13 protein-coding genes are annotated in these 14,177 nt (G+C 51.7%); 10 read left to right on the top strand and 3 right to left on the bottom strand.

The window, feature by feature from the left end:
• The first annotated feature begins 15 nt into the window (after positions 1–15).
• The 7 genes from lepB to shoB all read left to right on the top strand — a co-directional run bounded on the left by lepB (position 16) and on the right by shoB (position 5,328).
• Complete coding sequence (gene lepB / locus D9736_RS17805; RefSeq protein WP_000002532.1) at positions 16–990, top strand: signal peptidase I; 975 nt, start codon at positions 16–18, stop codon at positions 988–990.
• Positions 991–1,262: 272 nt separating this feature from the next.
• Positions 1,263–1,943 carry a ribonuclease III gene (gene rnc, locus D9736_RS17810; protein ID WP_001068343.1) on the top strand — a complete coding sequence of 227 codons (681 nt, stop codon included), beginning with the start codon at positions 1,263–1,265 and terminating at the stop codon, positions 1,941–1,943.
• Positions 1,940–2,845, top strand: coding sequence for a GTPase Era (era, locus tag D9736_RS17815; RefSeq protein WP_000020738.1), 906 nt, complete (start codon positions 1,940–1,942; stop codon positions 2,843–2,845). Before rnc ends, era begins: the two co-directional genes overlap by 4 nt.
• Before the next feature lie 131 nt (positions 2,846–2,976).
• Complete coding sequence (gene recO / locus D9736_RS17820; RefSeq protein WP_130258880.1) at positions 2,977–3,705, top strand: DNA repair protein RecO; 729 nt, start codon at positions 2,977–2,979, stop codon at positions 3,703–3,705.
• An 11-nt stretch (positions 3,706–3,716) separates the two neighbouring features.
• On the top strand, positions 3,717–4,448 hold the full coding sequence (gene pdxJ / locus D9736_RS17825) for a pyridoxine 5'-phosphate synthase (RefSeq protein ID WP_130258856.1): 732 nt from the start codon (positions 3,717–3,719) through the stop codon (positions 4,446–4,448).
• Positions 4,448–4,828 (top strand): holo-ACP synthase, encoded by a 381-nt coding sequence (acpS, locus tag D9736_RS17830; RefSeq protein WP_064526159.1) that lies wholly within the window; start codon positions 4,448–4,450, stop codon positions 4,826–4,828. The genes pdxJ and acpS overlap by 1 nt, the downstream gene beginning before the upstream one ends.
• A gap of 419 nt (positions 4,829–5,247) precedes the next feature.
• On the top strand, positions 5,248–5,328 hold the full coding sequence (shoB, locus tag D9736_RS17835; protein WP_130214702.1) for a type I toxin-antitoxin system toxin ShoB: 81 nt from the start codon (positions 5,248–5,250) through the stop codon (positions 5,326–5,328).
• 193 nt (positions 5,329–5,521) lie between these two features.
• Here the strand turns inward: shoB and yfhL are convergent, their stop codons facing one another.
• Positions 5,522–5,782 carry a 4Fe-4S dicluster ferredoxin YfhL gene (yfhL, locus tag D9736_RS17840; protein ID WP_001196283.1) on the bottom strand — a complete coding sequence of 87 codons (261 nt, stop codon included), beginning with the start codon at positions 5,780–5,782 and terminating at the stop codon, positions 5,522–5,524.
• A 55-nt stretch (positions 5,783–5,837) separates the two neighbouring features.
• Positions 5,838–6,686, bottom strand: coding sequence for a MurR/RpiR family transcriptional regulator (locus tag D9736_RS17845; RefSeq protein ID WP_130207550.1), 849 nt, complete (start codon positions 6,684–6,686; stop codon positions 5,838–5,840).
• 207 nt (positions 6,687–6,893) lie between these two features.
• On the opposite strand from D9736_RS17845, the gene yfhb reads away from it, so the two are divergent.
• Complete coding sequence (yfhb, locus tag D9736_RS17850) at positions 6,894–7,529, top strand: phosphatidylglycerophosphatase C (RefSeq protein WP_130214667.1); 636 nt, start codon at positions 6,894–6,896, stop codon at positions 7,527–7,529.
• A 57-nt stretch (positions 7,530–7,586) separates the two neighbouring features.
• Complete coding sequence (gene tadA / locus D9736_RS17855) at positions 7,587–8,090, top strand: tRNA adenosine(34) deaminase TadA (RefSeq protein ID WP_240779354.1); 504 nt, start codon at positions 7,587–7,589, stop codon at positions 8,088–8,090.
• Here tadA and mltF read toward each other — a convergent pair.
• Positions 8,087–9,643: a membrane-bound lytic murein transglycosylase MltF gene (gene mltF, locus D9736_RS17860; protein ID WP_130214665.1), complete on the bottom strand. Its 1,557-nt coding sequence runs from the start codon at positions 9,641–9,643 to the stop codon at positions 8,087–8,089. The two genes, tadA and mltF, sit on opposite strands and share 4 nt — an antisense overlap.
• A gap of 257 nt (positions 9,644–9,900) precedes the next feature.
• On the opposite strand from mltF, the gene purL reads away from it, so the two are divergent.
• On the top strand, positions 9,901–13,788 hold the full coding sequence (gene purL / locus D9736_RS17865) for a phosphoribosylformylglycinamidine synthase (RefSeq protein WP_130258858.1): 3,888 nt from the start codon (positions 9,901–9,903) through the stop codon (positions 13,786–13,788).
• Positions 13,789–14,177 lie beyond the last annotated feature (389 nt).

Here is a 14,177-nt window from a genome sequence, read left to right on the forward strand (position 1 = left end):
CCCTTAGGAGTTGGCATGGCGAATATGTTTGCCCTGATTCTGGTGATTGCCACACTGGTGACGGGCATTTTATGGTGCGTGGATAAATTCTTTTTCGCACCTAAACGACGGGAACGTCAGGCAGCGGCGCAAGCGGCTGCCGGGGATTCACTGGATAAAGCAACACTGAAAAAGGTTGCGCCGAAGCCAGGCTGGCTGGAAACCGGGGCTTCTGTATTTCCGGTGCTGGCTATCGTATTGATTGTGCGTTCATTTATTTATGAACCGTTCCAGATCCCGTCAGGTTCGATGATGCCGACTCTGTTAATCGGTGACTTCATTCTGGTAGAGAAATTTGCTTACGGCATTAAAGATCCTATTTACCAGAAAACATTGATCGAAACCGGTCATCCGAAACGTGGCGATATCGTGGTCTTCAAATACCCGGAAGATCCGAAGCTTGATTACATCAAGCGAGCGGTAGGTTTACCGGGCGATAAAGTCACTTATGATCCGGTCGCGAAAGAAGTGACCATTCAACCTGGATGCAGTTCTGGTCAGGCGTGTGAAAACGCGCTGCCGGTAACTTATTCCAACGTTGAACCGAGCGATTTCGTACAGACCTTCTCGCGTCGTAACGGCGGGGAAGCGACCAGTGGCTTCTTTGAAGTGCCGAAAAACGAAACCAAAGAAAATGGTATTCGTCTTTCCGAACGTAAAGAGACGCTGGGCGATGTAACGCATCGTATCCTGACTGTGCCAATCGCCCAGGATCAGGTAGGGATGTATTACCAGCAACCAGGACAACAACTGGCAACCTGGATTGTCCCGCCGGGTCAATACTTCATGATGGGTGATAACCGCGACAACAGCGCGGACAGCCGTTACTGGGGCTTTGTGCCGGAAGCGAATCTGGTAGGTCGGGCAACGGCAATCTGGATGAGTTTCGATAAGCAAGAAGGTGAATGGCCGACAGGTGTGCGCTTAAGTCGCATTGGTGGCATCCATTAATTGCTGCTTCTCGTTCACGTTGTCGTCATTCTGGCGGCAACGTGAATTATTTATGAGATAAATCTCCCCAGGCTAACGACATCCCTTATCGTTGTGTATAGAATATTCCCCCGAAGTTTAAGGTTGGCGCCTTCTGGTTGCCACGGCACACGAAACAGCGTTGGTTTCCATATATGGCGTAATGAATCCGCGACAAAGCGGTTAACTGAGCCTATGTGTATCAGGTCTGTTTCGTGTGCTGAATTGTTGACGCATTTATTTATTGGTATCGCATGAACCCCATCGTAATTAATCGGCTTCAACGGAAGCTGGGCTACACTTTTAATCATCAGGAACTGCTGCAGCAGGCATTAACTCACCGCAGCGCCAGCAGCAAACATAACGAGCGTTTAGAATTTTTAGGCGACTCAATCTTGAGCTACGTTATCGCCAATGCGCTGTATCACCGTTTCCCGCGTGTGGATGAAGGCGATATGAGCCGGATGCGCGCCACGCTGGTCCGTGGCAATACGCTGGCAGAACTGGCACGCGAATTTGAGTTAGGTGAGTGCTTGCGTTTAGGGCCGGGTGAACTTAAAAGCGGTGGATTTCGTCGCGAGTCAATTCTCGCCGACACCGTCGAAGCATTAATTGGCGGCGTATTCCTCGACAGTGATATTCAAACTGTCGAGAAGTTAATCCTTAACTGGTATCAAACCCGTCTGGACGAAATTAGCCCAGGCGATAAACAAAAAGATCCGAAAACGCGCTTGCAAGAATATTTGCAGGGTCGCCATCTGCCGCTGCCGACTTATCTGGTAGTTCAAGTCCGTGGCGAAGCGCACGATCAAGAATTTACAATCCACTGCCAGGTCAGCGGCCTGAGTGAACCGGTGGTTGGCACAGGTTCAAGCCGTCGTAAGGCTGAGCAGGCTGCCGCCGAACAGGCGTTGAAAAAACTGGAGCTGGAATGAGCATCGATAAAAGTTATTGCGGATTTATTGCCATCGTCGGACGCCCGAACGTTGGCAAATCCACGCTGCTGAACAAACTGTTGGGGCAGAAAATCTCCATCACTTCCCGCAAAGCGCAGACAACTCGTCACCGCATTGTGGGTATCCATACTGAAGGCGCGTATCAGGCGATCTACGTCGACACCCCGGGCCTGCATATGGAAGAGAAGCGTGCTATTAACCGCCTGATGAACAAAGCGGCGAGCAGCTCCATTGGCGACGTTGAGCTGGTGATTTTTGTCGTTGAAGGCACCCGTTGGACACCGGACGATGAAATGGTGCTCAACAAGCTGCGTGATGGCAAAGCGCCGGTGATCCTCGCGGTGAACAAAGTGGACAACGTGCAGGAGAAAGCCGATCTGCTGCCGCATCTGCAGTTCCTGGCAAGCCAGATGAACTTCCTCGATATTGTGCCGATCTCTGCCGAAACCGGGCTGAATGTCGACACTATTGCGGCAATCGTGCGTAAGCATCTGCCTGAAGCGACCCATCACTTCCCGGAAGATTACATCACCGATCGCTCGCAGCGTTTTATGGCGTCTGAAATCATCCGTGAAAAACTGATGCGTTTTCTCGGCGCAGAACTGCCGTACTCCGTGACCGTGGAGATCGAACGTTTTGTCACCAATGAACGTGGTGGTTATGACATCAACGGTTTGATTCTCGTTGAGCGCGAAGGGCAGAAGAAGATGGTCATTGGCAACAAAGGGGCCAAGATCAAAACCATCGGTATTGAAGCGCGTAAAGACATGCAGGAAATGTTCGAAGCGCCTGTCCACCTTGAGCTGTGGGTGAAAGTGAAATCCGGCTGGGCTGATGACGAACGCGCACTGCGTAGTCTCGGTTACGTTGACGATCTTTAATTAGCATACTCTATGACTTTCGAGGTGCAGGAAGGCGGCAAGACCGTGAATCCCTGGGAGCTTACTAAAGTAAGTGACCAGGGGGAACGGGTGCAGCCAAGGCACCTGCAACTTGAAAGGCGACGAGTATGATGGAAGGCTGGCAGCGCGCATTTGTCCTGCATAGTCGCCCGTGGAGCGAAACCAGCCTGATGCTGGATGTCTTCACGGAGGAGTCGGGTCGCGTGCGTCTGGTTGCCAAAGGCGCACGCTCTAAACGCTCTACCCTGAAAGGTGCATTACAGCCTTTCACGCCTCTCTTGCTTCGCTTCGGTGGGCGCGGTGAAGTCAAAACACTGCGCAGTGCTGAAGCTGTCTCATTGGCGCTGCCATTAAGCGGTATCACGCTTTACAGCGGTCTGTACATCAACGAACTTCTCTCCCGCGTGCTGGAATACGAGACGCGCTTCTCGGAACTCTTTTTCGATTACTTGCACTGCATCCAGTCTCTGGCTGGAGCCACAGGCACACCGGAACCCGCGTTGCGCCGCTTCGAACTGGCATTGCTCGGGCATCTGGGTTATGGCGTCAATTTTACCCATTGTGCAGGTAGCGGCGAACCGGTGGATGACACCATGACGTATCGTTATCGCGAAGAAAAAGGGTTTATCGCAAGCGTCGTTATCGACAATAAAACCTTCACCGGGAGGCAGTTGAAAGCGTTACACTCGCGGGAATTTCCTGACGCAGACACATTGCGTGCCGCGAAACGCTTTACCCGCATGGCGCTTAAGCCGTATCTTGGCGGTAAACCTTTAAAGAGCAGGGAACTGTTCCGGCAGTTTATACCTAAGCGAACAGTGCAAACACATAATGACTGATGAGGATTGTCATGGCTGAATTACTGTTGGGCGTCAACATTGACCATATCGCAACGCTGCGTAATGCACGTGGTACTGCTTACCCCGACCCGGTGCAGGCCGCGTTTATTGCCGAGCAGGCTGGCGCGGATGGCATTACCGTGCATTTGCGTGAAGATCGTCGCCACATTACTGACCGCGACGTGCGCATCCTGCGTCAGACGCTGGATACCCGCATGAATCTGGAAATGGCGGTGACCGAAGAGATGCTGGCGATTGCCATTGAGACGAAGCCTCATTTTTGCTGCCTGGTACCGGAAAAGCGCCAGGAAGTGACAACCGAAGGTGGCCTGGACGTCGCAGGTCAGCGTGACAAAATGCGCGATGCCTGTAAACGTCTGGCGGATGCCGGGATTCAGGTTTCTCTGTTTATCGACGCAGATGAAGAGCAGATCAAAGCTGCAGCAGAGGTAGGCGCCCCGTTTATCGAGATCCACACCGGTTGTTATGCCGATGCCAAAACTGATGCTGAACAGGCGCAAGAGTTGGCGCGCATCGCCAAAGCCGCGACCTTTGCCGCAAGCCTCGGCCTGAAAGTTAACGCCGGACACGGTCTGACCTATCACAACGTGAAAGCCATTGCCGCCATTCCTGAGATGCATGAACTGAATATCGGCCATGCCATTATTGGTCGTGCAGTGATGACCGGACTGAAAGATGCGGTGGCAGAAATGAAGCGTCTGATGCTGGAAGTGCGTGGCTAATGGCAATATTAGGTTTAGGCACGGATATCGTGGAGATCGCTCGCATTGAAGCGGTGATCGCCCGTTCCGGTGAGCGCCTGGCTCGCCGCGTATTAAGCGATAACGAATGGGAAATCTGGAAAACGCACCAACAGCCAGTGCGTTTTCTGGCGAAGCGTTTTGCAGTGAAAGAAGCGGCGGCAAAAGCGTTTGGAACCGGGATCCGCAATGGTCTGGCGTTTAATCAGTTTGAAGTGTTCAATGATGAGCTTGGTAAGCCACGGTTGCGACTGTGGGGCGAGGCATTAAAACTCGCGGAAAAGCTGGGCGTCGCACATATGCATGTGACGCTGGCAGATGAACGTCACTATGCTTGCGCCACGGTAATTATTGAAAGTTAAAATAATACCGTTCTCTTTATAAAGTAAAACCCCCGAACTGGTAAGGAACGGGGGTTTTACTTCATAACTTTAATTTTGTGCAGCATGCACCCTCAACAACAGCGATTATGGATCAGGGTGGTTATCTTTTACAAGCAACTTGCAATCTTTATCATAAAAACTCGAGCCTTTACGAAGAAAGCGATATTGATGGAAATATTAACGTGACTGCAAATTCGTAAGTACATTAAAATTGGCTTCGTTATTGGCGATTTTGCTGTGCTTTACACCATGCCACTGAATTCCCCCATTGAAACGAGTGGTGTCGTCAAAGCTCTGGTGTGGAGTGCAGCATGCATCCTCAATAACTCGCACGTTCAGTTTTGGGGAGATGTAAGGGCTAATCTGAACAGCTGCATTCCTTGTTTAAGGAAAAACGAATGACTGATTGTCGATACCTGTTTAAACGGGTCATTAAAGTCATCATTGCTGTTTTACAGCTGATCCTTCTGTTCTTATAACACAAGGAAACGTACTTAAGGCGCGTCAGGTTAACCAGCCAGGCGCGCCTTTAATAATTATAAATAAATGTCTGCGCAGATATTATATGAATTCATTTGGTGAATGATTATGCTGTTGTCATCATTTGAATAAATATAATAGCGTTAAGCTTTTGTCTATAAATAATTAATACTCTACTTCCAGATCAGAATATTAAATTTTATCTGCGTGATGCATTAGCACAAATTTATCCCACAACTGCTCTTCTGTCTCGACATGCGCCGGATCTTTCACAATAGTATTAGGGATCGGACACACCTTCTGGCAGGTTGGCGTCTCGTAGTGACCTACGCATTCGGTACACTTATCGCTGTTAATCTCGTAGATATGATCTCCCATTGAAATCGCCTCATTCGGGCATTCAGGTTCACACATATCACAATTGATGCATTTTTTAGTGATTAACAGCGCCATAAGGAAACTCTCAAAACAACACAAACCGGGCGGGCATTATACGCGCATTCTTTGCTCAAACCAGTTTTTTCACCAGTGCTTCGCTGTGGCGAATGCGCTCAGGCGCCAGTTCCAGGTCCTGCTGGATTAGCGCAATGAACAGCAAATCTGTAAGCATTCCCTGAGCATGACAAGCGGAGATCGATGCACTATTCGTCGCCTGTTCTTCGGCAATAGTATACAGGCAGTGGGACGCTCGTTGTTGCAGAGCATTCGGCGTGAAACCGGTAATTGCCAGCACCTTTCCACCCACGCGCAGCATCTCATCTGCCGCGAGATTTAACTCACGTCGTACACCAGTGTAAGAGATGGCTAATAACAGGTCGTCCGGTGAAGATGCCTGTACAGTAGCGAGCAACGCATGCATATCGCGTTCTGCGGCAGCATTGAAACCAATCTTCATCAGTTTCCAGGCAAAGTTTTGCGCTACCAGACCCGAAGCGCCAATGCCAGTCAAAATAATCCGCCTCGCAGAACGCAGCATCACCACGCATTCATGCAATTTCTCTTCACTGTTAACGTTCAGTGTCGCATACATGGCAGCCGTGTTTTCTTTTATGAGTTTTTCACCCACCAGTCGCAGCGGATCATCACCGCGAATTTGGTTATGAATGGGGACAGAAGGGGATTCCGGCTGGCTCGCCAGAGCTTCGCTTAACGCCAGTTTTAAGGCTGGAAAACCTTTATAGCCGAGTTTTTGTGCGAATTTCACTACGCTGGATTGACTGACACCAGCTTCGTTGGCCAATTGCTGCGAACTTAAATGGCGCGCCGTATCAGGTTGTAGCAGGAGATAGTCCGCCAGTTTTTTATCACTCTGGGCAAGCTGCTGGTAACGCTGACGAATACGAAGTAAGCCGTTCATATCTTTCCTCGCGATAAAATAATGGCGACAACAGGCAATATGAGACACAAGCGAGTGAATATTATATTCCATAGCTTGTAAGATCTATGAATTAAAAATTCCATTCAGCATTATACGGTAGATTGTTGCCGGAAAAGTGATGATCTATCTGTTAGGCTATGTAGTAGCGATGATTAATCAGGATGTTTCAGTCCAGAGGAGTATGGTTTGGCAACTCACGAGCGTCGTGTGGTGTTTTTTGACTTAGATGGAACATTGCATCAACAGGATATGTTCGGTAGTTTTCTGCGCTACTTACTGCGTCGCCAACCGCTGAATACACTGCTTGTCCTGCCGCTATTGCCGGTTATTGTCATGGCATTATTGATAAAAGGCCGTGCTGCGCGCTGGCCGATGAGTCTGCTATTGTGGGGATGCACTTTTGGTCACAGCGAAGCGCGTTTACAGGCATTACAAGCCGATTTTGTACACTGGTTTCGCGACAATGTGACTGCCTTTCCGCTGGTGCAAGAGCGCCTGACCACCTACTTGCTCAGTTCTGATGCTGATATCTGGTTGATTACCGGTTCTCCACAGCCGCTGGTTGAAGCGGTCTATTTCGATACGCCCTGGTTACCGCGGGTGAATCTTATCGCCAGCCAAATTCAGCGTGGTTATGGCGGCTGGGTATTGACAATGCGTTGCCTCGGGCATGAGAAGGTCGCGCAACTGGAACGCAAAATCGGCACGCCACTGCGGTTGTACAGTGGTTACAGCGACAGTAATCAGGACAACCCGCTGCTTTATTTCTGCCAGCATCGTTGGCGAGTAACCCCGCGCGGTGAACTCCAGCAACTGGAATAGAGTAAAGCATAGCGTCCGTGTATAATGCGCCGCGCTTTTATAACCGGAGTTTTCTTTTTGTCTGAAGTCGAATTTAGTCACGAATACTGGATGCGCCATGCCATGACGCTGGCAAAGCGTGCCTGGGACGAGCGGGAAGTACCGGTCGGCGCGGTATTAGTGCATAACAACCGGGTAATCGGCGAGGGCTGGAATCGTCCGATTGGTCGGCATGATCCTACCGCGCACGCTGAAATCATGGCCCTGCGTCAGGGCGGTCTGGTGATGCAAAATTATCGCCTGATCGATGCCACATTATATGTCACGCTTGAACCATGTGTAATGTGCGCCGGAGCGATGATTCACAGCCGGATTGGTCGTGTAGTTTTTGGTGCACGTGATGCGAAAACGGGGGCTGCCGGCTCATTAATGGATGTGTTGCACCATCCGGGCATGAATCACCGGGTGGAAATCACGGAAGGGATATTGGCAGAAGAGTGTGCAGCGCTGCTCAGCGACTTCTTTCGCATGCGCCGTCAGGAAATCAAAGCGCAGAAAAAAGCGCAATCTTCTACGGATTAATTTTGCTTCTTTTCACTTCCCTTCCTGGAAAACAGCAGCGAAGGGGAGTGTGTCAGATAGTTAGATGACGACTGTGAAAGAAACGAGAGAAAAGGAAATTTCCCTTTACTCAATTCTGTTGGCGACACTGCCGGATAATCCTGAGCCAGTTGCATCGCCGCTTCTGTTGCCTGCTTTTCTTTCTCTTGCAGATACCCCACCAGACTAATCTGATACTTACGGATATTCTCGACATAGGCGTAAGCTTCATGTCCCCGCGCATAACCGTAAGTCAGCTTGCTGTAATAGGGTTTCTGGCTAAGTAAAGGCAGACGTTGTTTAACATCGGTCCAGCTGTCTGGATTACCTTTGGTTTTTGCCGTCAGGGCGCGAGCATCCAGCATATGCGCATAACCCATATTGTAAGCAGCGAGCGCAAACCAAATCCGTTCATTTTCTGGCACGCTTTCCGGCACTTTACTCATCATATCCTGCAAATAACGCGCGCCGCCGCTGATGCTTTGTTCAGCATCGGTACGATCGGTAATGCCCAGGCTTTGCGCGGTATTTTTGGTCAACATCATCATGCCGCGCACACCGGTCGGCGAGGTGGCCTGCGCGTCCCAATGTGATTCCTGGTAAGCAATAGCCGCCAGCAAACGCCAGTCAATTTCCTCGGCGTATTTCTCAAACAAAGGTTTTAATTGTGGCAGCACCGCATCGACGGCGCGTAAAAATGTGCGCGTATCGACATAATCAAAATCATCGCCATGCCCCAGGTATTTCTCTTCAATGCGTGCCAGCGTGCCGTCCTCATTCATTTTGTTGAAGAAGTCGAGCAGAGCTGCGGAAAGGGTATTATCGTCATCTAACTGGCTAAACCAGGTCACTGGTTGTTCATCGGTGATATCGAGTGCCACGGCGAGTTCCGGGTGAACTCGCTGGAACAGGCTGATGGCGACAGAATCAGCAATGGTGTAATCCAGCTTACCTCCGATGACATCTTCCAGTAATTCCGCGGAGCCTTTTTTGTCGTCCACCTTCCAGCTTAAATCCGGGAATTTAGTTTCTTTCAATCTTTGTAGATCGTTAACGACGACGTGTCCTGGAGCGATGGAGAGCTGTTCCGCCGTCAAATTGCCCAGCGTGCGTGGGCGATATTGACCCACTTTGTAAACCAGTTGTTGTGAAACGGAATAATAGGTAGGACCAGGTTGATAGTTTTTTACCCGCTCACTGTTATAAACCAGACCTGCTGCCAGCAGGTCGGCGTTGCCGTTGTCGAGATCGTCAAACAACTGGCTGATATTCTGCCGTACGGTCACTTTCAGTTTCACACCGAGGTAGTCGGCAAATTGTTTGGCCAACTCATAATCCAGCCCGGAAGAGTTACCGTTAATCTCATTCCAGGTGAGGGGAGTATGAATGGTGCTCACGCGCAATTCTCCCCGCGCTTGAATGGCGGCGATACGGTTGTCGGCTTTACCAAACCACGGAATAGACGGCCAGAGAGCTACCGCAAGAAGCAGTGCCAGAATGCCAATGAACAGATAATTAATCTTTAATTTTTTCAATTAGTTAATTCTCTGTGTCGTTCGTGTCCTGGCTTGAAAAAACGATATGCTAAACAAAGGTATAATCATCAATGAGCGGCATTTTGCGTAAACCTGTGCCAGTTGGCAACTTATTACAGCCATTGGCGGCACGCGTTGCTAATTCACGATGGTGATTTTATTTCCACGCAAACGGTTTCGTCAGCGCATCAGATTCTTTATAATGACGCCCGTTTCCCCCCCTTGGGTACACCGAAAGCTTAGAAGACGAGAGACTTATGATGGAAATTCTGCGTGGTTCGCCTGCACTGTCGGCATTCCGAATCAATAAACTGCTGGCGCGTTTTCAGGCTGCCAGGCTCCCGGTTCACAACATTTACGCCGAGTATGTCCATTTTGCTGACCTCAATGCGCCGTTAAACGAAGAAGCGCACGCGCAACTTGAACGCCTGTTGAAATATGGTCCGGCACTCGCCAGCCATGCCCCGGAAGGCAAATTACTGCTGGTGACCCCGCGTCCTGGCACCATCTCTCCCTGGTCTTCGAAAGCGACCGATATCGCTCATAACTGCGGGCTGCAACAGGTAAACCGCCTTGAGCGCGGCGTTGCTTACTATATAGAAGCCGGTACGCTGACCAATGAACAGTGGCAGCAGGTTACCGCTGAACTGCACGACCGCATGATGGAAACGGTCTTTTTTGCTTTAGATGATGCAGAGCAGCTGTTTGCGCATCATCAACCGACTCCAGTCACCAGCGTTGATTTACTGGGGCAGGGCCGCCAGGCGCTGATCGACGCTAACCTGCGTCTTGGCCTGGCACTGGCGGAAGATGAAATTGACTATCTGCAAGATGCTTTCACAAAGCTTGGTCGTAACCCGAACGACATCGAGCTGTATATGTTCGCCCAGGCGAACTCTGAGCACTGCCGCCACAAAATTTTTAACGCCGACTGGATTATCGACGGTGAACAGCAGCCGAAATCGCTGTTCAAGATGATCAAAAATACCTTCGAAACCACGCCGGATCACGTTCTCTCTGCGTATAAAGATAACGCCGCGGTGATGGAAGGTTCTGAAGTGGGCCGCTACTTTGCTGACCACGAAACGGGCCGCTACGATTTCCATCAGGAACCGGCGCATATTCTGATGAAAGTCGAAACTCACAACCACCCGACGGCAATTTCTCCGTGGCCGGGCGCGGCGACCGGTTCCGGCGGTGAAATCCGCGATGAAGGTGCCACCGGGCGCGGCGCGAAGCCGAAAGCCGGTCTGGTTGGTTTCTCCGTTTCCAACCTGCGAATTCCTGGCTTCGAACAGCCGTGGGAAGAAGATTTCGGTAAGCCTGAGCGCATTGTCACCGCGCTGGACATCATGACCGAAGGCCCGCTGGGCGGCGCGGCGTTTAACAACGAATTTGGTCGTCCGGCACTGAACGGCTACTTCCGTACTTATGAAGAAAAAGTGAACAGCCACAACGGCGAAGAGCTGCGCGGTTATCACAAACCGATCATGCTGGCGGGCGGGATCGGCAACATTCGCGCCGATCACGTACAAAAAGGCGAGATCAACGTTGGTGCGAAGCTGGTCGTTCTCGGCGGCCCGGCAATGAACATCGGTCTTGGCGGCGGCGCGGCGTCTTCTATGGCGTCTGGTCAGTCTGATGCGGATCTCGACTTTGCTTCTGTTCAGCGCGACAACCCGGAAATGGAACGTCGTTGCCAGGAAGTGATCGACCGTTGCTGGCAGCTTGGCGATGCGAACCCGATTCTGTTTATCCACGACGTCGGCGCAGGCGGTCTTTCTAACGCCATGCCGGAACTGGTGAGCGACGGCGGGCGCGGCGGTAAATTTGAACTGCGCGATATCCTGAGCGACGAACCGGGTATGAGCCCGCTGGAAATCTGGTGTAACGAGTCCCAGGAACGCTACGTGCTGGCGGTTGCTGCCGATCAGTTACCACTGTTTGACGAACTGTGTAAGCGTGAACGCGCGCCCTACGCGGTGATTGGTGAAGCGACCGAAGAACTGCATCTTTCTCTGCACGATCGTCATTTTGATGATCAGCCGATCGATCTACCGCTGGACGTACTGCTGGGCAAAACGCCGAAGATGACCCGCGATGTGCAAACACTGAAAGCGAAAGGCGATGCGCTGGCCCGTGAAGGGATCACCATTGCTGACGCGGTGAAACGTGTGCTGCATCTGCCGACCGTGGCGGAAAAAACTTTCCTCGTTACCATTGGCGACCGTAGCGTAACCGGCATGGTGGCGCGCGATCAGATGGTTGGCCCGTGGCAGGTGCCGGTCGCTAACTGTGCGGTCACTACTGCCAGCCTCGACAGCTACTACGGTGAAGCGATGGCAATTGGCGAACGTGCGCCAGTTGCGCTGCTGGATTTCGCCGCTTCTGCCCGTCTGGCTGTCGGTGAAGCGTTAACCAATATTGCCGCAACACAGATTGGCGATATCAAACGCATTAAACTTTCCGCTAACTGGATGGCGGCGGCAGGCCACCCTGGTGAAGATGCGGGCCTGTATGAAGCCGTTAAAGCCGTGGGCGAAGAGCTTTGTCCGGCGCTGGGCCTGACGATCCCGGTGGGTAAAGATTCAATGTCGATGAAAACCCGCTGGCAGGAAGGTAGCGAAGAGCGCGAAATGACCTCGCCGCTGTCGCTGGTTATTTCTGCATTTGCCCGCGTGGAAGATGTGCGTCACACCATCACGCCGCAGCTTTCTACCGAAGATAACGCACTGCTGCTGATTGATCTGGGCCTTGGCAATAATGCGCTGGGCGCAACGGCACTGGCGCAGGTTTATCGTCAGCTTGGCGACAAACCGGCTGATGTGCGCGACGTCGCGCAACTGAAAGGTTTCTATGACGCGATTCAGGCACTGGTTGCACAGCGTAAGCTGCTCGCGTACCACGACCGCTCTGACGGTGGCCTGCTGGTAACCCTGGCGGAAATGGCATTTGCCGGTCATTGCGGCATTGAAGCGGATATCGCTTCTCTGGGCGACGATCACCTGGCGGCGCTGTTTAACGAAGAACTGGGTGCGGTGATTCAGGTGCGTGCCGCTGACCGTGAAGCGGTCGAAGCGGTACTGGCACAGCATGGCCTTGCTGAGTGCGTCCATTATGTCGGCCAGGCGGTTTCTGGCGATCGTTTTGTGATTACCGCCAACGGGCAGACTGTATTCAGCGAAAGCCGCACCACGTTGCGTGTCTGGTGGGCGGAAACCACCTGGCAGATGCAGCGCCTGCGTGACAACCCGGAGTGCGCCGATCAGGAACATCAGGCGAAATCCAACGATGCTGATCCGGGCCTGAATGTGAAACTGTCGTTCGATATCAACGAAGATGTGGCAGCTCCGTTTATCGCTACTGGCGCGCGCCCGAAAGTTGCCGTACTGCGTGAGCAAGGCGTGAACTCGCATGTTGAAATGGCGGCAGCTTTCCATCGTGCGGGCTTCGACGCTATCGACGTGCATATGAGCGATCTGCTGGCTGGACGCACTGGTCTGGAGGATTTCCACGCCCTGGTCGCGTGCGGTGGTTTCTCCTACGGTGATGTGCTGGGTGCCGGTGAAGGTTGGGCGAAGTCTATTCTGTTCAACAACCGTGTACGCGATGAGTTTGCAACCTTCTTCCATCGTCCGCAAACGCTGGCGCTGGGGGTATGTAACGGTTGCCAGATGATGTCTAATCTGCGTGAGCTGATCCCAGGTAGCGAGCTGTGGCCTCGTTTCGTGCGTAACACCTCCGATCGCTTTGAAGCGCGTTTCAGCCTGGTTGAAGTGACCCAAAGCCCGTCTCTGCTGTTGCAGGGGATGGTGGGCTCGCAGATGCCGATTGCTGTGTCTCACGGTGAAGGGCGCGTTGAAGTACGCGACGCGGCGCATCTGGCGGCACTGGAAAGCAAAGGGCTGGTTGCGCTGCGCTATGTCGATAATTTCGGCAAAGTCACCGAAACCTACCCGGCTAACCCGAACGGTTCTCCGAATGGCATCACGGCGGTCACGACTGAAAGCGGTCGAGTCACCATTATGATGCCGCATCCGGAACGTGTTTTCCGTACTGTCAGCAACTCCTGGCATCCGGAAAACTGGGGCGAGGATGGCCCATGGATGCGTATTTTCCGTAATGCGCGTAAGCAGCTGGGGTAAGGCTGCGGAAATTCCACGCAACCCATTGTTTTGTAGGCCGGATAAGGCTTTCACGCCGCATCCGGCATTACACACAACCACTTAGCCAACAATTATAAGCTCCCAACTCCGGGAGCTTTTTTTGTGTCTGTAAATCACGACAATGGGTGGTTTGCCGTGTCGCTTATAGGTGACATATAACTTATTGATTTAATTTAAAACGAATAATTTAAGCTTTGGGCGTCTCTTTTAAGCGACACACTGGCTGATTTATAGCCAACCAGTGGAACAACCATTAATTCATTAAAGCTATGTTTTATCAGTACGTTATCAAACCATTTTATTTATTGGCACAGTTACTGCATAATAATAACCAGTGGCTCATTCACCCACTTATGTCAGCCCCTTCG

It is taken from the genome of Escherichia sp. E10V10, from assembly GCF_004211985.1.
In the GTDB taxonomy this organism is placed as follows: domain Bacteria; phylum Pseudomonadota; class Gammaproteobacteria; order Enterobacterales; family Enterobacteriaceae; genus Escherichia.

Coding starts and splice junctions, on each gene's coding strand:
- purL (WP_130258858.1), top strand. CDS start 9,901: ATGATGGAAATTCTGCGTGGTTCGCCTGCACTGTCGGCATTCCGAATC.
- era (WP_000020738.1), top strand. CDS start 1,940: ATGAGCATCGATAAAAGTTATTGCGGATTTATTGCCATCGTCGGACGC.
- pdxJ (WP_130258856.1), top strand. CDS start 3,717: ATGGCTGAATTACTGTTGGGCGTCAACATTGACCATATCGCAACGCTG.
- acpS (WP_064526159.1), top strand. CDS start 4,448: ATGGCAATATTAGGTTTAGGCACGGATATCGTGGAGATCGCTCGCATT.
- rnc (WP_001068343.1), top strand. CDS start 1,263: ATGAACCCCATCGTAATTAATCGGCTTCAACGGAAGCTGGGCTACACT.
- yfhL (WP_001196283.1), bottom strand. CDS start 5,782: ATGGCGCTGTTAATCACTAAAAAATGCATCAATTGTGATATGTGTGAA.
- lepB (WP_000002532.1), top strand. CDS start 16: ATGGCGAATATGTTTGCCCTGATTCTGGTGATTGCCACACTGGTGACG.
- D9736_RS17845 (WP_130207550.1), bottom strand. CDS start 6,686: ATGAACGGCTTACTTCGTATTCGTCAGCGTTACCAGCAGCTTGCCCAG.
- shoB (WP_130214702.1), top strand. CDS start 5,248: ATGACTGATTGTCGATACCTGTTTAAACGGGTCATTAAAGTCATCATT.
- recO (WP_130258880.1), top strand. CDS start 2,977: ATGGAAGGCTGGCAGCGCGCATTTGTCCTGCATAGTCGCCCGTGGAGC.